Genomic DNA, 23,347 nt, shown 5'->3' with positions numbered 1-23,347 from the left:
GATATATGGCGAATATTTGCACGAAATGAACTATATATTAAATTATCGTAAATTTTTCCATTTAGTGGTCAACTTCTATCTTCCAAAATTAAAAAAGCCTAAAGCTTGATCGCTTTAGGCTTCTATCTTAATCTTTTTGAGGTTGATAAATATCCCAACCGAGTTTTAAGGTCTCAACAATATAATCAGCAACTTCTTCAGCTACAAGATTGTCTGTCTGAACTCTTGAGTTATGCTTTGAATAGGCATCTTGTCTTGCATTAAAAAGCTCCTGCATTTCTTCAAGTGTACGATTGTGTAAAACAGGTCTGCTTTCAATAATAAGATCCAGCCGTTCCTTCCAACGATCCCATGATAAATCAAGAAATAGGACAATGCAATTTTCTAAACAAACGTTGCGAACTTCTTCTTGTTGAAAAGCTCCTCCTCCTAGGGAGACAACTTTGCAACGTTTAGCCTGACAAATATCAGAGATTGTTTCCCTTTCAATACGGCGGAATTCTTTCTCTCCATATTTACTAAAAATATCTTTGATAAGCATTTTTTCATTTTTCTCAATTTCCACATCTATATCTATGAAATCTCTATACAGTTTTTTTGCTACAAGTTGACCAATTGTTGTTTTTCCGACACCCATAAAACCAATTAATACAATATTTTTTTCCCTGACAGGGATTTGTCTCATATAACTCATCATCTATTCTGTTCAATCCTTTCTTCCCTCGTTGTGAATGTACTCCAAGTTCTCTTCATTATTTTCATTATAAGGGAAGAAAGACAAGAGTGGTACTATATTGCCGAATAAAAAAGGAAGCACGCCTTAAACGCCTTCCTTTCTTTATCGCTATGCTGTTTTACTCTCAAGTCTTCTTGCTACAAGAGATAAACCATAATTTACAACAAAATACATAACAGCAATAAATAAAAAGATTGGCAACACATAGTTAATATTTTGTCCGTTGATAATTTGTGCACTATGAGTTAACTCTGGTAATGCAATAACAACAGCAAGAGACGTATCTTTTAACAGGGAAATAAATTGGCTTACAATCGGAGGAACCATCCTTTTTAATGCTTGAGGAAGAATAATCCCAAACATTGTTTGAGTATAAGTAAGACCTGATGAACGAGCAGCCTCAATCTGTCCTTTTTCAATTGATTTTAAACCGCTTCTTACAATCTCGGATAACATAGCAGATTCAAAGATGGTCAAAGCAGCAATAGCAGAAACTGTAATCCCTAAGCTGATTCCAATTTCAGGGAGTGCAAAGTACGTAAAGAAAATAATTAACAACAATGGTAAATTTCGAATGACTTCAACAATGACAGCAAGCACTTGGGAAACAAAGGGAATTTTAGCATAACGTAGTATTCCAACAATGCTTCCAATAACAAAGCTGAGAATAATTGAAATAAAGGCAACTTTTAGTGTGACAAAAAAACCTTGAAACAAAAATTGCAAGTGATCCATTGAATAAGCTCCAATAAAGTCCATTGTTCCACTCCTTTCTAGTTGCTACGTGCAAGCCGTTTTTCTAAATAGCCAACTCCCAAACTAAGCGGGATTGTAAGCACAAGATAAAATAGAGCAACGAAAATGTAAACATCAAATGTTACGAATGTTGCAGATGCAACTAAGTCACCAAAATACATTAAATCAAGTCCTGCTATGACACTTAAAATTGAAGAGTTTTTTACAAGGTTAATAAACTGGTTACCAAGCGGTGGAACAACAATTTTGATTGCTTGTGGTAAAATGATTTGAAACATAGTTTGTAAGTAGGTAAGCCCGGATGAACGGGCAGCTTCCGTTTGTCCCTTAGGAACTGCCATAATCCCTGCTCGAATGGCTTCTGCAATAAAAGCCGAGGTGTAAATGGAGAGTGCAACTGTTCCCGCTACAAATCCAGTTAAGCGAATTCCAATAGAAGGAAGACCAACGAAAAAAATAAAGGCAATAAGCAAAAGCGGGATATTACGAATAAATTCTACATATATAGTTCCAATCACATTTAATATTTTAATAGGAGCAATCCTTATAACAGCAATAATAGCACCTAATACAAAACTTGCTACAAGTGCAATTAAACTTACTAAAACTGTGTTTCTAAATCCTTGTATATATAAATCCCAATTGTTGGTGAGAATTGAGAAATCAAGCATAGATGTTCACTCCTTTGCTCTAGTAAAGGAAGCAGGACAAGCAAATGCTTATCCTGCTTAAAATATTCTTTCTATTTTGATGGATCTTCTTTAATCCACTTTTTATAAATTTCATCATAGGTTCCATCTGACTTCATTTTTTCTAGACCCTTATTGATTTCTTTTACAAACTCGTCATCGCCTTTTTTCACCGCAATTCCATATGGCTCATCTGTAAATGGTTCCCCAACAAGCGTATAGTTTGAATCTTGATCTGCCATACCGTAAAGAATAGCATTATCTGTTGTTAACGTATCCCCTTGCCCTGATTTTAAAGCAGTGAATGCCTCAGCATAGTTTTCAAATTCTAAAACAGTTGCTTCCGGAGACTTTTCACGGATATTTTGAGTTGATGTTGAACCTTTAACAGCTAAAACTTTAGTTCCTGCTTTAATATCATCAATTCCTTTAATAGAGCTTCCTTTTTTCACAAGTAAAGACTGTCCTGCTTCAAAATAAACATCTGAGAATGAAACTTGTTTCTTGCGCTCATCTGTAATGGTCATCGTTGCGATAATTGCATCAATTTCTCCGTTTTGGAGCATTGGAATACGCGTTTTTGACGTAACTTCTTTGAGTTCAATTTTATTTTCGTCTCCAAGAATTTGTTTGGCAAGCTGTTTGGCAATATCAATGTCAAATCCTTCAATGTCTCCTGAGCTCGGGTTCTTCAATCCGAACAAACGAGTATCAGTTTTAACTCCAACAACAAGCTTGCCTCTCTCTTTAATTTGTTCTAGTGTACTTTTCCCATCACTTGAAGAAGAAGTTTCTTTACTTCCGCCGCTTCCACAGCCTGCAAGTAAAACAACAGCTAGTAGTGAAATAAGTCCTATCTTTAGTAATCTTTTCATCGACACAGCTACTCCCCCTAAATAATTAATGATTTAAAATACGGCTTAAAAATAAACGAGCTCGCTCTTCACGCGGGTTCGCATAAAATTCAGCCGGTGTAGCCTCTTCAATGATTCTTCCTTCATCCATAAAGACGACACGGTCTGCTACTTCACGAGCAAAACCCATCTCGTGTGTTACAACAACCATTGTCATTCCTTCTTTCGCAAGAGCTTTCATAACGTCTAATACCTCTCCAATCATTTCTGGATCAAGAGCAGAGGTTGGTTCATCAAAAAGCATGACTTCAGGCTTCATTGCAAGTCCCCTTGCAATGGCAACACGCTGCTGCTGTCCTCCTGATAGCTGTGATGGATACGAGGAAGCTTTGTCAGGAATGCCAACTTTATTCAAGTAATACATAGCCGTTTCTTTTGCTTCTTCTTGGGAAATCCCTAGTACTTTCATTGGAGCAAGTGTTATATTTTGAAGCACTGTTTTGTGTGGATAAAGATGAAAGTGCTGAAATACCATTCCAATGTTGCGACGAAGCTTGTTAATATCCGTGTTTTTATCCTCTACTCTTGCGCTGTTCACAAGAAGCTTGCCATCTGAGATGGTTTCAAGCCTGTTAATACAGCGAAGCATTGTACTTTTTCCAGAGCCAGATGGACCAATTACAACAACAACTTCTCCTTTATGAATTTCGAGGTTAATATCCTTTAAAACATGAAAATCTCCGTAATGTTTGTTAACTCCCTCAAATGTAATCATAATGGGCCCCCTAAGTGCTTTTTATCTATGCATGTTTAAATAAAGATAAGCTTACTTCAATTATATAAAGTTAAAGAGCGTCTATGTCAAAATCTTCTGATATTTTAGTAAATTCTAACACCTTTCTCTATCAAAGTAAACAAGCTTGTTACAGATTCTTACACATATATAGTTAATATGTATTACTCCACATAGATAATATAGCTAAAACTTTTTTTGGAATTTCTCCATATAATCCAAAAGATTCATTTTCAAACAAGAAAGACCTCCCCTTTTAACATAGGTATGCTAAAAAGGAAGGTCTTTTATTATTCAAAACTATTCGTTATATCATATTCTTTTTTCTTCTTCTCTAACCATGTTGAATATTCTGTTTGAAGTTTCTCGTTGAAGATTGCTTCTTTTACTTGTGCTTTGCTATCTTTATAACTTGCTTGTTTGGCTTCTTTAACATCTTCTACCTTAATAATATGATAGCCATAGTCTGTTTTGACAGGGTCACTAATTTCTCCCTTCTTCATCGAGAAAGCTTTTTTATCAAATTCATCAGTCATTGTGCCTTCTTCAAAGTACCCAAGCTCTCCACCACTTTCACTTGTTGCCGTGTCTGTAGAATACTTTTTCGCTAATGTTGCAAAATCTTCTCCTTTATCTAACTTCTCTTTAATTTCCTTAGCTGTTTTTTCATCATCAACTAAAATGTGACTTGCTTTCACTTGCGCTGCTTGTGCAAAACTATCTTTATTTTCATTAAAGTATTCTTTCATTTCCTTTTCTGTAATTTTAATGGATGGTCGTAAAAGTTCTTCAATCTCTTTATTCTTTTTAATGTCTTCTTTAAGAGAGCTTAACGACACACCACTTGCTTCAAGTGTCTGATTAAATGTATCTTCTCCACCGTATTGTTCTTTTAAATCATCCAACTCTTGATTCACTTGCTTAGCTGTAATCTTAATATCTTCTTTTTCAGCTTCTTTATCGATAATCTTCTCGGTAATAAGAGTATCAACAGCTGCTGCTCCATTTTGATCTGCTAGAAGGTTATACACATCGTCTTTGGTAATATCGCTTCCGTCAACGCTCGCAACAACTTGTTCTTTTGAATAAACCCATCCACCGCAAACAATGAGAGCGACAAGAGCTACGCTTAAAATAATATACATAACCTTACGTTTAAATAGTTTCTTCATCTTTTAAACTCCTTTTTTCTATTTTATAATGCTTGTCTGGCATGTACTTTTTACAGGAAAGAGCTTATGCCGGAGAGAGGCATCTTTATGGAGATAAGCATAAGCTCTTTTGTTCTTCTTTCATAATGTAACAATTGAATGTGTCAGGAAGATGTCCGTAGCCTATTTTTTATAAACATTTTCTTTTTTCTTTATGTAAATTGAAAAACAATATTAAAAATAAATAACTTAAGATGAAAGCGCTATTCTCTAAAATTTCTATTTTATCAAACTATTTTAACAATATTCTCTTGCTTAATCATGTCAGAATTGCTATCATAGTGAACATTATCACAACCTAGTTGGACATACATAAGTATAGGAGGATTTAAATTGAACAAAAAATTCACAATATTCTTATTATCATTAATTCCATTTTTAGGTCAGTTTGCTTTTTTACCTCTTGTAAACCGCATTCATCCTATTATTTTCGGATTACCACTACTTCATTTTTGGCTCTTTCTTTGGATTATTTTAACGCCTATTATTACATTTATTATTTATCGTGTACAAAAAACAGAAGGAGATGTTGAGTAATGCAAGGAAATTTAACAGCACTGTTAATCACATGTTGTATCATTTTAGCTGTTGTCTTTATTGGTTTTCTAGCAGGGCGGGACAAATCATCGCGAAGCTCTGTTGAAGAATGGTCTGTTGGAGGAAGACGTTTTGGTAGTATTCTTGTTTGGCTATTAGTTGGGGCAGATCTTTATACAGCATATACGTTCCTCGGTTTAACAAGTACTGCTTACCAAGGAGGAAGCACTGCTTTCTTTGCGATTCCGTATTCCGTTATTGCTTTTTTCATCTCTTACTTTTTCTTACCAAGACTGTGGAGTGTCGCAAACAAACATCGTTTAACAACACTTGCCGATTATGCTCGTGAACGGTTTAGCAGTAAGTTTCTCTCTTCTTTAATCGCTATTGTTGGTGTACTAATGCTTATACCTTACATTTGCTTACAGCTTAGCGGGATTCAAGATACTCTTACTGCTGCAGGTACAGGTTATATCAATGTAAAGGTAGTTGTTATTATCTCCTTTCTTCTTGTTGGTCTTTATACATTTTTTAGCGGAATTAAAGGTCCTACGTATACAGCTATTATTAAAGATATTCTAGTGTGGGTTATTATGCTTTTCATGGTTGTGTCTCTTCCTATTATTCATTTTGGGGACTGGGGAACAATGATTAATAAGATTTCACAAGAAGCACCTGAAATGCTTACACTCCCAACGGAAGGTCCAAAAGGGATTCCATGGTTCATTACCGCTTCCCTTGTATCAGCACTTGCTCTCTTTATGTGGGCTCATGCAGCAACAGGTGTATTTACAGCAAAAAGTGCAGATTCACTTCGCAAAAATGCTATCTTCTTGCCTTTATATAATATTGTGCTTATTCTCGTTATTTTCCTTGGATTTGTCGCTGCTCTGGTTCTTCCTGAAGATACAAATCCAAAGTTCGCTCTATTAAATCTCATTCAAATTTCATATGGTGGAGTTGGACAAGGACTTGCTTACTCAACAATTGCTCTTGCTTCTTTAATTCCTTGTTCAATCATGGCAATCGGAGCATCAAATCTATTTGCGAATAACATTTATCGCGATTTGATTAAGCCAGATGTAAATCCTAAAACATTAACACTTGTAACTCGTTCAATGGTATTTGTTGTTATTGGCCTTGCTCTTTTATTTGGGCTCCTTTTCCCACAAGCTCTTGTTTCTTTACAACTCTTAGGAGTATCTGGAATGGTTCAGATTTTCCCGGCAATTGTCATCAGCTTATTTTGGCGTAATCAAACAAAAGAAGCAACTGCCTTTGGACTCTTAGTTGGACTTATTGTAACTTTTACGGTTTATTCAACAGGTTCATCCTTTGGTATCTATGAAGGTTTCTGGGGCCTTAGCGCAAACGTTGTAACAATGGCCATTATAAACCCTTTCTTTGTAAAAAAAGCACAGCGTTCTAGAAATGATGTTGTAAACACACTATTCTATAGTACGAATAAAGAAGAAGGTAATTCTAAAAGTGCATAAAATAAAAGAGCGGCTTTAAAAGCCGCTCTTTTATTTTCTTACAATAGGCATTGAACAACAGCGGAAGGAACCGCCTGATTTAATAATTTCTGTAATATCCACTTCAATGATTTCATAGCCGCGTTTTTTCAATTCTTTATTTGTATTCTTGTTAATTGGCAAGCTGATGACCTTTTTGTTTCCAATTGAAAGCACGTTCACTCCCAACGTAAACTGTTCATCTTCTTCAACATGAATTAAATCATAATGTTTCGCTAATACAGTTTCATATTTCTCTTCCATTGCTCCTCTAAATACAAGAGCTTCCTTTGGAGATAAAATATTAAATACACAGTCTAAATGGAGATATTTAGGATGAAATGGAATAGGAACAACTTCGTAACCTTCCAGGTGCCCTCTCAATACGTCTACTGCTTCTTCTGTTGTACGGTCACTAATTCCAACAAAAACATGATCTCCATCAACAACAACATCTCCGCCTTCAATGTTCGTCCCTTGTAAATCTATGTAATCGATTCCTAAGTTTTTTAACTCCTGCTTTAACACTTTCTGCTCATCAAAACGAATATCATTGCTCATACCAGCAATAAACACTTTATCTCCAATCGTAAAGCCGATGTCTCTTGCAAAAACTTGCTCTGGACGATCTTCACCAGGAGTTAAAAGATGAACATTTACATTATACTTTCTTAACGTATCTACAAACTGTTTATGCTGTGCCATGGCTTTTTCGACGTTAATATTTTCATCTTTAAAATGCTTCTGTGTTTCGTTAATCACATCGACAATTGTCATATGCTTTGGTTCACATAAAAACACATCACGTAATGGTTCATATTCAGTGTTACATCTTGGAACAAGTGGTTGAAATGATTGTTCTGGTAGCAAGTTTTTTTCCTCCTCTATATACGTTATGTTTATTGTTCCCGTTTTTCATGAAGATATAACATATAGAAATTTCGATGGCCTAGGTGTACTGTGACTATATCAAATTGAATTTAGTTATGTATATAGTCTTCTATTATTTTCTTGTTTCTTCCTTCCGACTATATCCCTAGTATATCCGTTTCACCAAAGTTTCCCGCTCCCATATCTGTACTTCAAATTTACGTGTTCATCAAAGTACTTTTTCCTTATAAAAATAAAGACAAACTCCTTCTACAGATCTGTAGAAGGAGTTTGTCTTTAAATGAACATATCGAACAGTAACACAGCTCCGAAAGCGATAAATGAAAGCAATGTCTCCATTACTGTCCATGTCTTAAAGGTTTCTTTTACTGTTAATCCTAGGTATTCTTTTACTAGCCAGAAACCAGCATCGTTTACATGTGAGAGCATGAGTGATCCTGCTCCCGTTGCTATAACAAGTAATTCCAAGTTCACGCCTGACATATTTGCAATAATAGGGGAAACAATTCCGGCTGCTGTTGTTAAAGCAACTGTTGCTGAACCTGTTGCAATTCGAATTAATCCGGCTACCATAAATGCTAAAACAATGGGGGATAGAGATAAACTTTCAGACATATTCGCAATCGTTGTTCCTACGCCACTATCAATAAGAATTTGTTTGAAACCACCACCAGCACCAATAATCAAAATAATTGAGCCAACTGGTAATAAGCTTTCATCTGTTAATTTTTTAATGAAGTTTTTATCCATCCCCTGACGCATTCCAAGTAGGTAGAAGGCTGCGAAACAAGAGATGAGAAGCGCAATGACAGGACTACCAATAAATACAAAGAAATTCATCAATGCATTAGGCATTGTGATATATGGTGCGACAACAGACAAGATCATCAATAGAACAGGTAATAGAATAACGAAAAATGAAACTCCTACACTTGGTAATTTTTGTAGACTTGTATTCACACGAACTAACTCTGGCTCTCCTTCAGGAATCACTCGTTTATGCACCCATTTTGAAAACAATGGACCTGCGATGATAGCTGTAGGTAGGGCAATAATGAGTGAGTAAAGAAGGACTCTTCCAAGATCAGCATTATAAATACCGATTGCAGTCATAGCTCCTGGATGTGGGGGTACAAGACCATGTACAATAGATAGCCCCGCAATAACCGGTATTGCAATTAGCAAAATATTTTGTTTTGTTGTTTTACGAATAGAAATAACAAGAGGTAATAAGATGACAATTCCTACTTCAAAGAAGACAGGGATTCCAATGATAAAACCTGAAAATAACATTGCCCACGGTAATTTCTTCACTCCAAACAATCGAACAAAGAAATCGGCTACTTGCATTCCAGCACCTGAATCTGACATAATTTTCCCTAAAATTGTCCCTAATGCTAAAATTCCAACCAAATGCCCTAAAACACTTCCAACCCCAGTTTCATAAGCACCAACAATTTTATCCATTGATAATCCCGACATAATGGCTAAAAATAAGCTTGCAACAGTTAAACTAATAAAGGCATGCCATTTCCACCATGATACTCCTAAAATAACAATTACAATAGATAATAAAGTAATAGTTAATACATATATATCCATATTGAATCCCTCTCTCCCCCGCGCAGTAAACGCTTTCATAGGAGCGGCGAGAAAAGAGTGCTACATTTTCTCGCTGCCTTTATACATCATAATTTACAACATAATGTTGCATTTCCGTATTGTAGTACCCTTCACTATATTCAATCAAATTACCCATTTCATCATAAGAATAGCGTAATCTTTTTAGTAAAGGTGTCTTCCTTTTTACATGTAATCTATCTTCTACATAAGAAGGGGCAATAGCAACAGCAAACTGATCTCGAAACTTTTCTAAAGAAATATCTTGTTCTTCAATCACTTCGTACAAGGATTGAGTATTTAAGTCTGAGCGTTCAGTGCCTTCAATTTGTGTCGTTACATAATGTGTATAATGGATATACGGTACATCATCAAGATGATAAAGTCGCTCAACACGAAGACAATGCTCTCCAAATAATCGGTACGGTTCTGTTCCCTCTTCATTGCATACAACTTCTGCCTGCAACAACTGCCTTTGAATTTTATGACCTTCTTCTACTAAAACTTCTGTAAAACGTTTCCCTTTAGAAAGTTTTGAAGCGGAAGTATTGCGAATGACTTTTGTCCCTTTACCACTCTTCTTTTCGAGATATCCCTCTTGAACAAGTTCTTTAATTGCATTTCGGATGGTAATTTTACTGACATTAAATTCATTCTCCAGTTGCGGTTCAGAAGGTATATTCGTTTTAATAGGATATACACCGTGTAAAATCCGATCTTTTAAGATATTCTTAATTTGTAAATATAATGGTCCTTTTTTTCGAGATACGTTCACTGTTACATTCACTACCTTTCTACATCGCCCACTGATTCTGTCATCGCTCGGAATATATCTGCTTCCGATGATATAGGGGTATCCCCTACAACCGTATGCGCAAGCATTCCCGCCGCTGCGGCAAATGCGACTGTTTTTTCCGGTGAAAAGTCTTCCATCTCACCATGTATGATACCACTCGCATAAGCATCTCCTGCTCCTATTCTATCATAGACAGAAAACGTGACGGTCTTAGAAAATGTGAATGTTTGATTCTTAAATATAAAACCACGTAATGAATGGGTATTGTCACCGTTAATTGAACGATGTGTCCCCGCTATAACAGAGATTTTGTACTTTTTTGCAACGGCTGGAATAAGGTCCACAAGTTGTTCTGTACGTTCTTCTTTCTCTGTTTTCATACCAAGAACAAACATTGCGTCTTTTTCGTTCATCATGACGATATCAGCTAAATCTAGCATTTCCTCATAATATCTTTTTGACTTTTTATATCCGTCCTCACCCCAGAGGGACGGGCGATAGTTACAATCAAAAACAACTGTGCCACCATTCTCTTTCACCGCTTTCGCGAATGTTTTCATATGTTGGCGAATAGAATCATTCATCGCAAGTGTAATTCCACAAAAATGCACAATATCGATTTTACGTGCAATTTCTTCAAAATTATACGTTCCTTCCGAAGCTGTATTGAAACTGCTTTCTAATCGATTGGAATAGGTAACACGACTAGGGCGCGCCCCAAATCCATTTTCTAAAAAGTACATTCCAACATAATCCCCGCTTCGGTGGATGAACGATTGGTTAATTCCTAATTTCTGAAGATAGGATGCGGCCGCATCACCAACTGCGTTATCTGGTAATGTAGACACAAGATACCCTGTATGGCCAAAACGCGCTAGAGCTGAGGTTACATTTACTCCTGTACCAGAGAAAGAATAATTTAATGTGCTTGCTTGTGACAGGAATTCATATCCTGGCACTTGCAAGCGCATCATAACTTCTCCAAAAGAAGCAACTCTCTTAGCCATGGTTATCCACCAATTTCTTTACTGTTCCAAGTAATTCACGGACATCCTTGACGTTTGTTTTGCCTGTTTCGTTATCAATAATTGATGAATACACATGAGGAATGATTTGTGGCACATTAGCTTCTAAGGCAATGCGTAAAATGGCTTCGAAGTTCTCTTTGTCGATTCCACCTGTTGGCTCTAACGCAAATCCTTCTTCACCGCATGCTACTGCAACCGCACGGAATTCGTCCTCACGAGTTAATCCTTTCATTGGGAAGTATTTTAATGCATTCCCGCCCATATCGCGAACAAGAGCAATTGCTGTTTTAATAGGTACAATTGCCTGTTCTTCCTGTGCAGCGCTTACAGGTCCTGTTGAAATATTTACATAACCAACACGTCCTGTTGGGGAAACTAGACTATTAATCCAGCTATCCTTTTCACCAAGATTAGCACGTGTTGCACCAACAGCAGGAAATACTTGGTTTATATGACTTCCAGGATAGTGTTTTGCAATCTCTGCTACGACAGCAGCTTGACGATTGTCGCCAGCCCCTAACCCAATTGATACCGCTTCTTCAATCTCTTCTCCATATTTCTTCATTGCTGCTACTGCTTCTTCTACCGTTGGATAATCTTTCGAAAGAACACCAACTAAGACATGTCCTTCGGCTGCTTCAAATACTTCTTTGGCATTCTCTACACTATTTGCTAATACATTTAAAGCAACACGTTCCTTATAAAAACGTTCTGTAATTGTTGACATATTATTTTCCTCCTAATAATTTACGTATTTGAGATTCAATCACGTCGATATCATCACCTTGAAGTGGACGTGGATCGATATCGAAGTAACCTTGTCTTACACCATAATCACGTGTGTAAATGGCAATGTCTCCTTCACGCAACCCTTGCACAACTTCTTTTGCTGTTGTGTTTGTTTGTTCTGAATTAATTTGAATACGAGCACGGAATATAGCTCGACCTGCTTCATCCTGAACAATCGTAACTTGGACACCTTCAATTTCTTTTAATGACATCAACGTTTGTAACATCTCTTTTTCTTGTTCACTTTTGTCTTCTTTAACACCGTATTCATCGAGGGCTTGAAGTAAACCAAAGGTGGTTTCTTTACCAACTTTCATACTTCTTCCAATACAATGTAATTGTACTTTTAACCATTCAATATATTTCCGCTTACCACCAACAATCCCTGAAGTTGGTCCTTCAATAGCTTTTGAACCACTATAAATGGCAAGATCCGAGTATTTTACATATTTTTGAATATCTTCTTCTGCTGCTGCATCCACAATAAGTGGAACACCATTACGCTTGGCAACTTCCCATGCCTCTTCAACTGAAATCATATTTTTTTGAACAGCATGGTGAGATTTCACATAAAGAATGGCTGCTGTGTTTTCAGAAATAGCATCTTCAATATGTTCTGCTTTACCTTCATTAGCATAGCCCACTTCAATTAACTCTCCACCACCCAAATAAATCATGGTTTCAACAGGGGCTCCGTATTGGACATTATGTCCTTTCAGCATGATGATTTCATTTTTAGAAATCTCTTCTTGGTGCAGACGTTCACTTTTGCGGCGGTTTCCTTGAGTCACAAGTGCTGCAACTGAAAGAGCAATTCCACTTGATGCTGAATTAACAACAACAGCTGCCTCTGAATCGAGAATTCTTGCGATATGATCCCCTGCTTTATCAACTAAATCAGCAATCTCTACATAATTTTGTCCGCCTTGTTTCATTGCATCCATGACTGTATCTGTTGGAGCCGACACGCCAAGGATACTCATTCGTCCACTTGCATTAATTACACGTTTAAGTCCATATTTAGCATTCAATGAGTTCACCATTTGCAACCACTCCTTTTGTTTCTATTGTTCTTTCTGCTACACGCTTGTCTTCTTCAGAATCAATCAGTGTAATCGGATTATTTTGAACTGTAAATAGCGTTAAGTTTGCAATATCTCCTACTTTAATTCGCCCAAGTTCTGGTTTTTTAAGCCAGTTTGCCGCATGGGTAGTAACCGATGCAATCACCTCTTCAAGTGAGTATCCGAGGTAAAGAAATTTCGAGAGAACATTTGCCATACTATATACAGGACCATTTAAACGATTTCCACGGTAGATGTCTGTGCTAATTGTATTCAAACCGATATGATGTTGTTTTGCAGCTTCAGCAACCTTAAACGAAAAGCTTGCTGTCCCATGCCCCACATCCAAATGCACACCACGTTCAATTGCATCAATTAACACTTGAAGTGGCTCTCCTTTATCACTGAAAAGGTTATTTTCTTTCCCATTAAGATAATGAGTAATAACATCATTTCTTTCTAAGAGTGGGATAACCTCTTCAATACGTGGCGGTGCAGAACCGATATGAACCATTAATGGTAAAGATGTTTTGTGAGAAATTGTTCTTGCAACACGCAATGGTTCAATCCCACTATCACGGACAACACTGCTGCTAATACGCGCCTTTAGTCCAACAATGACATCTTGATACTTTTTAGCAGCCTGTATGACCTTCTCTTCATCTATCCATTCCATATTTGATAACTCATCAACACGTTTTAAGCCAATTCGAGAGATATTCAGAAAAGCAAACAAGTTTGTTTTGGCTTGTTCTCTGCTCGCAACCAAATCAGCAATTCGGTCTGCCCCACAGCTTCCAGCATCAACAATTGTTGTTACACCTTGTTTCACACCTATTTCATCAATTTCATCACCATATGGATCAAACTCAGGAAATGCGTGGACATGTAAATCAATCCAACCACTTGATACGTACACACCTGAGTAGTCAAATACTAGCTGTCCCTGTCCATTCCCAGCCTTTGTCACTTCAGCAATTTTACCGTCTTTGATAACGATATCGATTGCCTCTCCACTCACACGTTTCACGTTACGTAATACGAATCGCTTTTCCATTCATTTCACCTTTTCTTCAAATCTATTTGAATACGTTTTCAGAATGAGTTACATTCCTATTTCTTTTTCACACATTTAGATTAGCATAGAAAATCAACAAAGTAAATATAACGTTATAATGTTTGTTATACCATTTTATTCCGCGAAGGAGTACATTTTATTAAGTTTGATTAATTTCACCAATAGGACAATATACTCAAACCTCCTTATCAAGAAGGCACGAAGGCCCCTTATAATAGCTTTCCTTAGAGCGGAAATTTCATACCGATGTTAACTCCGCTCTCCTTTCATAAAGGAATACACGAAAAGGGCAGTGATTTTAAAAAATCACCGCCCTTTTTCAAAATATAAGAACTATAAGTTTTTGAGCTTCGTTTTGTGTTTACATTTAGACGCCAAGGGCTCTCAGCTTTAGACCATCCCTTCATAAGGCTACAGAACAACCTTTTAGCAGCTTATCTTTGTCGTATCGGCACCTTACGCTTTTTTAATAGTGAATGTTATTTTGAACTCTCACCTTTTAGAAAGCTCTTTTAACTCTTCTATATGTATCTCACCTAAGGAAGCCACAGTCCTATCTGCCTGTGATAAATTCATATGGATCTCTTTATGCCTAACGCCAACGCAATGCATACCAGCTCTTTTAGCAGCTGTTAAGCCATTGTATGAATCCTCTATAACTACACAATTTGAGGTTGGAACTTCAAGTTTTTCGGCAGCATGGAGAAAGATATCTGGATCTGGCTTTCCTCTTTCGAAGTCTTCTCCACTTATCACCTCATCAAAATAGGCTCTTAATTCACATTGGTCTAATACATCTGATATTTTTTTCTTATTAGAGGAAGAGGCTAATGCAGTAGGAATACTGTGTTCTTTTAACTCCTGTAAAAGTGGCAAAACTGCAGGAAATAACAATGATTTAAAAGCCCATTCTTTCTGTGAGAATATCTCATTTTGTAAACAAATCAGCTCTTCTACACTCGGTGATAATGAAAATTTGTCTTTTAATATTGTCCATTTTCTTTTAGCTGTTCCTCCCACAAAACTAAGTTGGGTCTCTTCGTCCACCTGAATCTTTAGCTTCTTAAATACATCCTTGTTCCAACTCCGATAAATTGGTTCACTATCAATAATGACACCATCCATATCAAAGATGACAGCTAATTTCTCCATTTTCTATTCCCCCTTGCTGACCTATTCATCATAATTTGCCTAGACGACCTCCTTTAACCATACCATAGTCGTAAATACTCTAAAAGGTATGCTCATGTGACGTTAAAAAGATGATTGAGTAAAACCCTTATTGATGATAGCAAACAAAATAGACTGCTTTTAAAAAAATAATAAATTCCCTATATTCTCCTGTTCTTTTAACACGTTTCATTTAGTCCAAAATCGGTAAAAGAATGAATAACAGGCGAAAAGAAAAGGAGGAACAAGAAATGACAACATTACTTGAAATAAGTGTCACCCCTGTTGGAACGGAAAGCACAAGTTATAAGGAGTATGTCACAGATGCAATTAAGTTAATTAAAGACAAGGGCTTAAACTATCACATTGGCCCATCATCTACGGTAATTGAAGGTGAGATCGATCAGGTAATGGAAGTAGCTAAGGCTATTCATAAACATTCACTAAAGCGGAATGCTAACCGTGTCGTAACGAACCTGCGAATCGAAGAACGTTCCGACAAAGACATGAGTATTAGTCATCAGATGAGGGCAGTGAAAGAAGCTTCTCAATAGATTTTTCTTTTTCAATTGAATGGTATAGAAGAAAAATATTCATAGCCTAAAGGCTTTTTGGAACTTTGAGTCTATTCTAGGCTTTCTTTCTCATAATAAAAAAGCGTATTCTCAATTTGAGAATACGCTTTTGGTAATGACCTGAGAGGGATTCGAACCCCCGACCCCTACCCTGTCAAGGTAGTCCAAGCCTATATATGTAACAATCAAGTGTTATATTTGAATTTTAAACTGAAAGACACTTTACAGTAGTTATTTATTATTTTCATTATAAGGTGGTTGTTAAAACTTGTAAAGAGTTATCTTATATTAATCATATTTATCATTTGGAACATATATTAATTAGAATATATTATACCTTCCTCTATGCAGTAGTCGTTGCGGTAACTGTTTTCTCTAATCCTAAGATTAATAACCCTGTTTGAGTTTTATCGATATTAATGACTCGATATGTTTCTTCATGTAGCATCAATTCACTCTCTACTGCTCCCCATTTAGTTCTATTCTCTTCATTATCTTGGACTGTCATTGTCATCTGCTTATCTAATGTAGTAATCGCTCCATCATTAACTGTATAACTTCTGTTTTCAATAATCATTGGAATATATCTATAAACAGTTTGACCAGGCTCCCCTGTACATACAGTTTCATAAATAGGTTCTCCATTCCATTTTGTACCTGTTTGAACCCGTTCACATACTTGTGTTCCTTCTTCTTGATATTCAATTTCAAATTGATAATTACAATGTTGTATAAGGCCTTTATATTTATTGTTACATTGAGTAGGTGTATCACTTACAACTAAGTAATGATTATCTGCGTATTGAATATGATCTCCACGTTTAAATGGAATAGCAGAATGTAGAGTGTATTGTTCAAATTCATTTCTAAATGTCTTATTGGTTAGCAATACTTTTCTAGTCTCATCATTAATCAAAATTTCTTTTCCCATTTGCTCTAGAATAAATTGAAATTCATTTATAGGAACACTAAAATAATTAAACATCCTATCCCCTCCTAAATTTTATTTATATTTACAGAAAATGAATAGTTCTCTTTGTTATGGACAGGCTAACTATCACAATAGATGTAGAAGTTGGTGTTTGAATGCAAAGCAACTTAGATCAATTCATCGATCAAACAATTAAAGATGGTCAAAAAATTAAGCCTAAAGGAAAGTGACGCTGATGTTATTTTCATTTTTATCTGATTTAGATGATCGAGAAATCGACTACAAATTAGCTCAAATTGACGAAAATATTTTTGATGAAATTGGATTGGATTCCGAACAATGTAAACAACTTATTCAAACTCTAATCCAACAAGACATTGTTCGATTCAATATATAAGTAATTCAATTAGCTCCTCCACAAGAGAGATAACGTTACCCGAAAATGAGACTCATCATTTTCACGTTACCCAACGCTCAGGTAATTACCCACGTAGGCGGTAACGATATGGGTAACGTTATTTTTTATGTTCGGTAACGAAGTGGGTAATGAAAATTGAAGATCAAAATAGAAGATCGAGTTACCTTTTATACTTACTCAATACGTCTGAAATGGAGTTCGCCTTCTTTTTAGGCTGACGAATTTTGGACATGAAGCCACTTACAGATGTTCGTGATTGGTATTATGATAATTTCTCCTCTACTTATGAAAACAACATAAAAAAGCCATTTTCATTATCATCTTCATCTGTAGCCATAACACGAATTTTACGTTGCAAGTCATCAATACGCTTCATTAAATTGTTATGTAAATACGAAACAGACGTATCTTCAACTTTGTAGTTCTTCATATAGTTAGGATTATTGGCCATACTCTCTAATACAGAAAGCGCAGCCTTGTAAATGTTACGTTTATTTGTTTTAGATTGAGCATTATATTCTCCTGTAGCCATTAATTCATTTTCTTCAAGATGAACAGTTAACCTCTCATCAGGTAATTCAAATCCTTCAATTTCCATTTTTAAACGATCAATGTTATTCATTCTTATTCCTCCTTTAGACAATAAAAAAGAGACTGGCTCAAATACCAATCTCATGGAATACATCATTTATCTTCTTTATCGTTAACTCCTTTGATTCCTGAGGACTCTTTCCTTCAATTTTTGGGAAGATAAATCTAGCCTGTAATTCTGTTTTTCCTCTTCCTTTATACTTTCTCCTAGGATGTTCTTGTACTAGTCGTCCTTCATCATCTATGTATTCGATTGTCTTATCCTCACCAATTATTTCATATTCAAGTCCTGAAGCAGTACGTTTAGTCATGTTGTATTATCACCTCATTTATTACCTTATACTAAGCAAACTAGTAACATAAAGAGATGATTGATGGAAGCACTGTAAGAAACTTTAATATTTTTCTATTTTTTTGTGGGTGTGTAAATAGGTATGCTAAGGACTTATTTAGGCAACTAGGGGTAACGCTATATATCCTTAAATACTGCTCAATATAAGCCTTATAGAGCCATATTCTATACATATTAACGTATATCACATTCAATTTTAGTTTACATAATACTTGTTCTAGGAAGTTAGATAGTTTGTGAAGTATTGATATATCAACGTTTCTACAACTACCCATTTTATAGAATATACAGGATTTTATACATTGTTGATATACCAACGTTTTTAAGTCATCCCTCTCCCCATCCTAACTAAGAATATTGCATATTTTTAAGGTGTTTAACTGTCGTATAAATTAAATTATACGGACAATCGATAAAATACAAACATTCGTTCTTATTTATAACAGTAGTTTAATAGTTGATTATCCATCTGAAAAATTTTTAAAAATGAATAAAATGGAGAGGAAAATGGTCAAGTATTTAAACTTTATAAATGACAATAATATGTGCGTGTGAGTCGCTATATCATCTTTAACCATAATCCCCTATATATCAACGTTTTCTTTTAACTACACCACTCTATATTATCCTAATCCTTTATACGTCTAATTTGTCATACATATTCCCAATTACTACCCCACCTACAATAGTTTCTTATCCTCATTCATACTCTTATGTATCATTTGTATCCAGTTGCTACTATATAGATTCTGACCTGAATGTACCATTAGTTCACCTTAGACTTAGTAATGACCTGAGTGCGCTATTATCGCCTTAAACTTAGGAGGATCGTATTTGTGACACCCCTTTAGAAAGGCAATTTCATCTTGAAACTTACAATTCTTCTTTAACTTTATCGTTATCTATATCCTTATCTTTATTGTCTTCAACCTTTTGGACAACCTTGTCCTTCTCTTCACCTAACCGTTTCATCTCTAACTTAGGATTATTTACAAAAGGAGATTGTTCAAGGTAACTTTCAACACTTAATGCCCCATCATTAAATTGTTTACTTAACTTCTCAATAGTCTCTTGATCGTTACTTGGCATAGCTAAATTGAATACCATATCCAATGTGTCATAATCATCTTCATTTACTTTTACACCATTTAGGGCTAATAATACTTTAATCTTTTCATGTCGCTGCTCAATACCTTCTCTTAAAATGTCCTCATATATCCCTGCTCGAATAATGGCCAATTGAAATAACATCTTAATACTTGTCTCTGATAGGTTACTTATATCTGTCTTATTCATACTAACGGCAGGAGTTTGCGACACATCTAACAGAGATTGTAATAACGTATCATATGATTCTCTGAATGACTTACTATCTAAAGTTGGAACAAGAAACTTAGCGTCACCTGCGTCATCAAGTCTTAATCCTACACCTGCTATATTAGATGGTATATTACTGTCCTTTGCAATACCTTGGCCAACTGTAACGAGTACTGGGGAATGTGTCTTGTAAAAAGAATCAACAAACTTACTAATCAATTGCTCTAACGTATCAAGGATACGCTTATAATCCTCTAATGAACTTCTACCTTCCTTCTCATTCTGCTCATTATCATTAGTGTGATAGATGATAGGTAGTCCTGTTAAAGAAGGGTTAACACTAATAAGTTGTAACTTATCTCCCTTCATACCATAACGCTCAACAGTATCATGCTTGAATACAGTATAGTATTGAATGTTATCAACCATATTAGCCTGTATAACTGCTACTAACATATTCTCATGGTCATACACTGGATACAATTCGGAAGGATCAATTACCTTACTCTTAATCTTCTTATCACTATCCAAGTATACATACTCTGCGCAACTTCCATACTTATTCAACTTATCTGTGATCTTGCGATTAACTGTATGGAAGTTGCCACGCTTATAAACCTTTTGATATTCCTTCTGTACATTCTCTTTACCTGTTAGTGTTATAGGATTCCCCATAAGGAAGCTGGTCTGAAAGTTGAGGATAGTCTTTGCATATTGAAGAACAATCTTTCTTGGTTCAAATGTCTTCCCATTATATTCGTAACTAGGTGAATATAAAATATCATGCTCTCCATCAAGGTACTCCTTTAGTTCCAGTACACGTTGTACTCTCGCTTGATTCTTAACACTGGATACCTCTTCAATAAACCATTTTGAGTTACTGTTATGTTTGAATTGTACATACTCGTCAATGCCCATATACATTCCTCCTCATAATAAAAGGTCTAGTTCAACTGAACTAAACCTCTAAATTGCTACATAGTATTTGTTTTCTTTTAGTGCTTGGCTTGCCATTGCTACAGATATAACTAAATCATCGTGCAGACCTTTCCCTTTCTTGTTACCAAACTTACCGTTAACCTCTTCATATATCTTCATTTCTTCTAAGGTTTGAACACATTCTATATTGATAAGGCCTAACTCAAAGTTAGTTTTCATATCACTAATTAATGTAGGCTTAGTGGTATCGGTAGTCATAAAACCTAACTGTATCTTGTTCTTATTCTTTTCATTAAACATTCGTTGTTTCAACAGGTTCATGTAACCTAACTCTTTACGCAGTCGTTCAAGTAACGGTTTTCCTAAATAGTTTCGCTCAACACAAATAAAAGCATAATTAAAGAACTTGCCTAAGTCATTTACTATTTTTGCAAACTCATATACTGGAATCTCATTGGAATAGAAAGAAGCTAATTGTTGACCTTCATTATCAAATATACTCATAGTAGATGAATCATTATCTCCCCCACTACCACTAGCCACGTCCACGCCTGCAAAACAACGTTCTCCCTTTTTAGGTAGATGATAAATAAAGAGTTGTTTATTAAGATACTGCTTTAAACTTTGTGGTAACTCCGTTAATACTTCTCTACCTTTTAATGGTGGCATTACGTTTTCAATACGCTTAATAATTTTCATAGTATCGAAAACAGATGTATTAGTTGTAAGGAAAGCTTCATCAGGCGTAGTTGGAAATTCACGTCTAAATTTTTCTAATGAGTTAGTCTGTATGTAATAACGTCTAAACATTAACTGTCTAAAGTTTGCTTTATAACTATTATGTAATTCAATCTCATCAAATTCTAAATCCTTCTTACTCATTCTACGTCCATTATTAGCCTTATACCATGCTTCGGCTTCATCAAAAGTATGCTTAAATTGATTAGAATAAGCACTAGCCAACCATGAATAGAAGTGTGCTTTCCACACTGAATCTTTACTTCTATGAGCCTTCATAAACATCTTTTGATATTCGTTATAACCCATTGCCGTTGACTCAATAACAATACGACTATCAGGGTTCTTGGCAAGTGCAGGTATAGCCGTTGCAATGATTTCCTCCTGTGCTTCTGTTGGATACTTTGCCATCTCTGACAAATGAATCATTTGAAATGTGTTACCTGAAATTGAATCATCTCCACCTGCCGTTGCCACCATGACACGACTTCCATTCTGTAGTGTTAACTCGGCTCTATTACTAATTTTAATCTTTGGAAAGTAGTCTGGAAATTTTTCATGAGGCAGAGAGTTGTACATCTTTTTCAATTTATTAAATATAGAAGATGTAACGTTACTATGGTGAGTCATAATAAGATAAGAGGTATCAGGTCTAGTACAAGCAGAATAAAGCATGTATGCTAATGAAAAGGTTGTAAAGCCTATTTGCCGCCCTTTTAGAATGATATTGAATTTGGTCATTGAATATAAAAAATCCTCTTGCTCTTTGTTGAGAACAAAAGGAATAGTGTCATTGTTGTTATCAATAATTTTAATATGGTTCTTTGCATACTTTATAAAATCTTTCTCGATCAATTTAAGCTTTTTCATTGTTGTAGGTTTAATTGTCATCTATTTACCTCCTTATCTAAATTTGCATTTAGTTGCATCATTAGTCATAAAACAAAAGTTAATTGCAACGTAGAGTCCTGTGGCAACATGCTTGCAGTCGGACTTGAACCTGATTGCAGTTCGATAATGTATAGTACCAGTTATATCAACAGTTTCCAAACGTGAAGACCGATTGCAGTTTGATAACGTCAATGTGCAATCCGAAAATATCAGCGCACACTCGAATATATTTAAACTGCAATCCGAAAAGTGAATCACTTTTTAAACCTCTAATCCGTCATCTTCTTCCTCTTCATCTTCTTCAATAACATTAAAACTCTTCGCTGCTAATTCTGCGTTACTATTGATTTCCTTATACAACTTCATAAAGTCGTTGATATTATCACCATTTTTAGCCTTATCTAAGACAGCGTTATAAACGTCTTGTAAGTCCTGAGATACTTGGCTTCCTAAAAGTAATAAGATTAATGACTTGTATTCTCCACTTTTCTCCCATTTTATAAAAGGATTCAATGTCTTACGGTCAACCTGCTTTAAGAATTCCTCCTCTGTTTTTTTAGGAATTGTACGATCATAACGAATATCATGCTTCCACTGAAAGTATTGAGCCTTCTTCTCCTCAACTTGCTTTAATGCTTCATATATATTCATACTGCTTCACCTCTTGCTTCTTTAAAAAGAGACACCGTTTCTTTTCTATAGGCTTCATTTCGCTCTCTAATCTCAGCTATAACCTCTAAGATTTCATCATAATAATTGGGTATATTTTTTATTTCCTCCTGAAATTTCTTTGCATCCTGTCTTATCTCTAAGATTAATTGATCTAACTCAGTAATATTACCTTTAGTCTCGTCTACTAACTCTGTGAATGATTGATTATTTTCCATTTCGATTCCTCCATTTGATTAAATATTAGTTATGTGATTGATTAATAAAAAAAAGAATTGTGACAGATAAAAAGTGCTCTTCTTTTTAGATGGCAAGCAAAAGGATAAGCGCACTTTGCTTAGACTTGCGGTAGCTTGCTTCTCGTTATGTGTATGGTATATGTTCGTTACGTTCTCTAACT

The 23,347-nt window shown here is 35.5% G+C and carries 25 protein-coding genes and 1 tRNA gene; 4 read left to right on the top strand and 22 right to left on the bottom strand.

The window, feature by feature from the left end:
• Positions 1 to 127: 127 nt before the first annotated feature.
• From B9N79_RS17370 to B9N79_RS17345, 6 genes are all read right to left on the bottom strand, one after another.
• Positions 128 to 694, bottom strand: a complete 567-nt coding sequence (locus B9N79_RS17370) for a shikimate kinase (protein WP_026009670.1) — start codon at positions 692 to 694, stop codon at positions 128 to 130.
• Between the two features lie 150 nt (positions 695 to 844).
• On the bottom strand, positions 845 to 1,495 hold the full coding sequence (locus B9N79_RS17365; protein WP_019393766.1) for an amino acid ABC transporter permease: 651 nt from the start codon (positions 1,493 to 1,495) through the stop codon (positions 845 to 847).
• 14 nt (positions 1,496 to 1,509) lie between these two features.
• Positions 1,510 to 2,163 (bottom strand): amino acid ABC transporter permease, encoded by a 654-nt coding sequence (locus tag B9N79_RS17360; protein WP_040057123.1) that lies wholly within the window; start codon positions 2,161 to 2,163, stop codon positions 1,510 to 1,512.
• A 71-nt stretch (positions 2,164 to 2,234) separates the two neighbouring features.
• On the bottom strand, positions 2,235 to 3,056 hold the full coding sequence (locus B9N79_RS17355; RefSeq protein WP_040057249.1) for a transporter substrate-binding domain-containing protein: 822 nt from the start codon (positions 3,054 to 3,056) through the stop codon (positions 2,235 to 2,237).
• Between the two features lie 25 nt (positions 3,057 to 3,081).
• The gene (locus tag B9N79_RS17350; RefSeq protein ID WP_040057124.1) at positions 3,082 to 3,810 is read right to left on the bottom strand and encodes an amino acid ABC transporter ATP-binding protein; all 729 of its coding nucleotides are present in this window, start codon (positions 3,808 to 3,810) and stop codon (positions 3,082 to 3,084) included.
• 308 nt (positions 3,811 to 4,118) lie between these two features.
• Positions 4,119 to 5,000: a foldase protein PrsA gene (locus B9N79_RS17345; protein WP_040057125.1), complete on the bottom strand. Its 882-nt coding sequence runs from the start codon at positions 4,998 to 5,000 to the stop codon at positions 4,119 to 4,121.
• Positions 5,001 to 5,372: 372 nt separating this feature from the next.
• Between B9N79_RS17345 and B9N79_RS17340 the strand changes: the two genes are divergently transcribed.
• Both B9N79_RS17340 and B9N79_RS17335 read left to right on the top strand, forming a co-directional pair.
• Positions 5,373 to 5,576 (top strand): DUF3311 domain-containing protein, encoded by a 204-nt coding sequence (locus B9N79_RS17340; protein ID WP_040057126.1) that lies wholly within the window; start codon positions 5,373 to 5,375, stop codon positions 5,574 to 5,576.
• The gene (locus tag B9N79_RS17335; RefSeq protein ID WP_046216724.1) at positions 5,576 to 7,072 is read left to right on the top strand and encodes a sodium:solute symporter family protein; all 1,497 of its coding nucleotides are present in this window, start codon (positions 5,576 to 5,578) and stop codon (positions 7,070 to 7,072) included. The genes B9N79_RS17340 and B9N79_RS17335 overlap by 1 nt, the downstream gene beginning before the upstream one ends.
• A gap of 30 nt (positions 7,073 to 7,102) precedes the next feature.
• On the opposite strand, the gene B9N79_RS17330 is transcribed toward B9N79_RS17335, so the two are convergent.
• The 8 genes from B9N79_RS17330 to B9N79_RS17295 all read right to left on the bottom strand — a co-directional run bounded on the left by B9N79_RS17330 (position 7,103) and on the right by B9N79_RS17295 (position 15,508).
• A complete protein-coding gene (locus B9N79_RS17330) occupies positions 7,103 to 7,960 on the bottom strand; it encodes a dimethylarginine dimethylaminohydrolase family protein (RefSeq protein WP_019393773.1) in 858 nt (285 codons plus the stop codon).
• 297 nt (positions 7,961 to 8,257) lie between these two features.
• Complete coding sequence (locus B9N79_RS17325) at positions 8,258 to 9,583, bottom strand: GntT/GntP/DsdX family permease (RefSeq protein WP_040057128.1); 1,326 nt, start codon at positions 9,581 to 9,583, stop codon at positions 8,258 to 8,260.
• A 79-nt stretch (positions 9,584 to 9,662) separates the two neighbouring features.
• Positions 9,663 to 10,388, bottom strand: coding sequence for a GntR family transcriptional regulator (locus B9N79_RS17320; RefSeq protein WP_026009672.1), 726 nt, complete (start codon positions 10,386 to 10,388; stop codon positions 9,663 to 9,665).
• A complete protein-coding gene (locus tag B9N79_RS17315; protein ID WP_046216723.1) occupies positions 10,388 to 11,404 on the bottom strand; it encodes a sugar kinase in 1,017 nt (338 codons plus the stop codon). The genes B9N79_RS17320 and B9N79_RS17315 overlap by 1 nt, the downstream gene beginning before the upstream one ends.
• Positions 11,397 to 12,152, bottom strand: coding sequence for a 2-dehydro-3-deoxy-phosphogluconate aldolase (gene dagF, locus B9N79_RS17310; RefSeq protein ID WP_019393777.1), 756 nt, complete (start codon positions 12,150 to 12,152; stop codon positions 11,397 to 11,399). Before dagF ends, B9N79_RS17315 begins: the two co-directional genes overlap by 8 nt.
• Position 12,153: 1 nt before the next feature.
• Positions 12,154 to 13,257 carry a DgaE family pyridoxal phosphate-dependent ammonia lyase gene (locus B9N79_RS17305; protein ID WP_019393778.1) on the bottom strand — a complete coding sequence of 368 codons (1,104 nt, stop codon included), beginning with the start codon at positions 13,255 to 13,257 and terminating at the stop codon, positions 12,154 to 12,156.
• Positions 13,235 to 14,335: an amidohydrolase/deacetylase family metallohydrolase gene (locus B9N79_RS17300; protein WP_040057130.1), complete on the bottom strand. Its 1,101-nt coding sequence runs from the start codon at positions 14,333 to 14,335 to the stop codon at positions 13,235 to 13,237. The genes B9N79_RS17305 and B9N79_RS17300 overlap by 23 nt, the downstream gene beginning before the upstream one ends.
• A 513-nt stretch (positions 14,336 to 14,848) precedes the next feature.
• Positions 14,849 to 15,508 carry an HAD family hydrolase gene (locus B9N79_RS17295; RefSeq protein WP_019393780.1) on the bottom strand — a complete coding sequence of 220 codons (660 nt, stop codon included), beginning with the start codon at positions 15,506 to 15,508 and terminating at the stop codon, positions 14,849 to 14,851.
• Positions 15,509 to 15,741: 233 nt separating this feature from the next.
• On the opposite strand from B9N79_RS17295, the gene B9N79_RS17290 reads away from it, so the two are divergent.
• On the top strand, positions 15,742 to 16,080 hold the full coding sequence (locus B9N79_RS17290; RefSeq protein ID WP_197064167.1) for an MTH1187 family thiamine-binding protein: 339 nt from the start codon (positions 15,742 to 15,744) through the stop codon (positions 16,078 to 16,080).
• Between the two features lie 137 nt (positions 16,081 to 16,217).
• Here B9N79_RS17290 and B9N79_RS26225 read toward each other — a convergent pair.
• Together B9N79_RS26225 and B9N79_RS17285 are read right to left on the bottom strand one after the other, a co-directional pair.
• Positions 16,218 to 16,292: transfer RNA gene (locus B9N79_RS26225), tRNA-OTHER, on the bottom strand.
• A 152-nt stretch (positions 16,293 to 16,444) separates the two neighbouring features.
• A complete protein-coding gene (locus tag B9N79_RS17285) occupies positions 16,445 to 17,086 on the bottom strand; it encodes a hypothetical protein (RefSeq protein WP_085118747.1) in 642 nt (213 codons plus the stop codon).
• A gap of 172 nt (positions 17,087 to 17,258) precedes the next feature.
• On the opposite strand from B9N79_RS17285, the gene B9N79_RS26220 reads away from it, so the two are divergent.
• Positions 17,259 to 17,429, top strand: a complete 171-nt coding sequence (locus B9N79_RS26220; protein WP_167555132.1) for a hypothetical protein — start codon at positions 17,259 to 17,261, stop codon at positions 17,427 to 17,429.
• Between the two features lie 304 nt (positions 17,430 to 17,733).
• Here B9N79_RS26220 and B9N79_RS17280 read toward each other — a convergent pair whose 3' ends face one another.
• The 6 genes from B9N79_RS17280 to B9N79_RS17255 form a co-directional block, all read right to left on the bottom strand.
• Positions 17,734 to 18,072 (bottom strand): hypothetical protein, encoded by a 339-nt coding sequence (locus B9N79_RS17280; protein ID WP_085118744.1) that lies wholly within the window; start codon positions 18,070 to 18,072, stop codon positions 17,734 to 17,736.
• Between the two features lie 37 nt (positions 18,073 to 18,109).
• Entirely contained in the window at positions 18,110 to 18,352 is a 243-nt protein-coding gene (locus B9N79_RS17275) for a hypothetical protein (protein WP_085118742.1), read from the bottom strand.
• A 914-nt stretch (positions 18,353 to 19,266) separates the two neighbouring features.
• Complete coding sequence (locus B9N79_RS17270; RefSeq protein ID WP_085118740.1) at positions 19,267 to 20,628, bottom strand: phage portal protein; 1,362 nt, start codon at positions 20,626 to 20,628, stop codon at positions 19,267 to 19,269.
• Positions 20,629 to 20,676: 48 nt separating this feature from the next.
• Positions 20,677 to 22,278, bottom strand: coding sequence for a terminase large subunit domain-containing protein (locus B9N79_RS17265; protein WP_085118738.1), 1,602 nt, complete (start codon positions 22,276 to 22,278; stop codon positions 20,677 to 20,679).
• A 261-nt stretch (positions 22,279 to 22,539) separates the two neighbouring features.
• A complete protein-coding gene (locus tag B9N79_RS17260; RefSeq protein WP_085118736.1) occupies positions 22,540 to 22,929 on the bottom strand; it encodes a hypothetical protein in 390 nt (129 codons plus the stop codon).
• Positions 22,926 to 23,165, bottom strand: coding sequence for a hypothetical protein (locus tag B9N79_RS17255; RefSeq protein WP_085118733.1), 240 nt, complete (start codon positions 23,163 to 23,165; stop codon positions 22,926 to 22,928). The genes B9N79_RS17260 and B9N79_RS17255 overlap by 4 nt, the downstream gene beginning before the upstream one ends.
• Between the last annotated feature and the right edge of the window lie 182 nt (positions 23,166 to 23,347).

Source organism: Priestia filamentosa (genome assembly GCF_900177535.1).
Classification (GTDB): Bacteria; Bacillota; Bacilli; order Bacillales; family Bacillaceae_H; genus Bacillus_I; species Bacillus_I filamentosa.
This window is presented reverse-complemented; position numbering and strand designations above follow the sequence as displayed.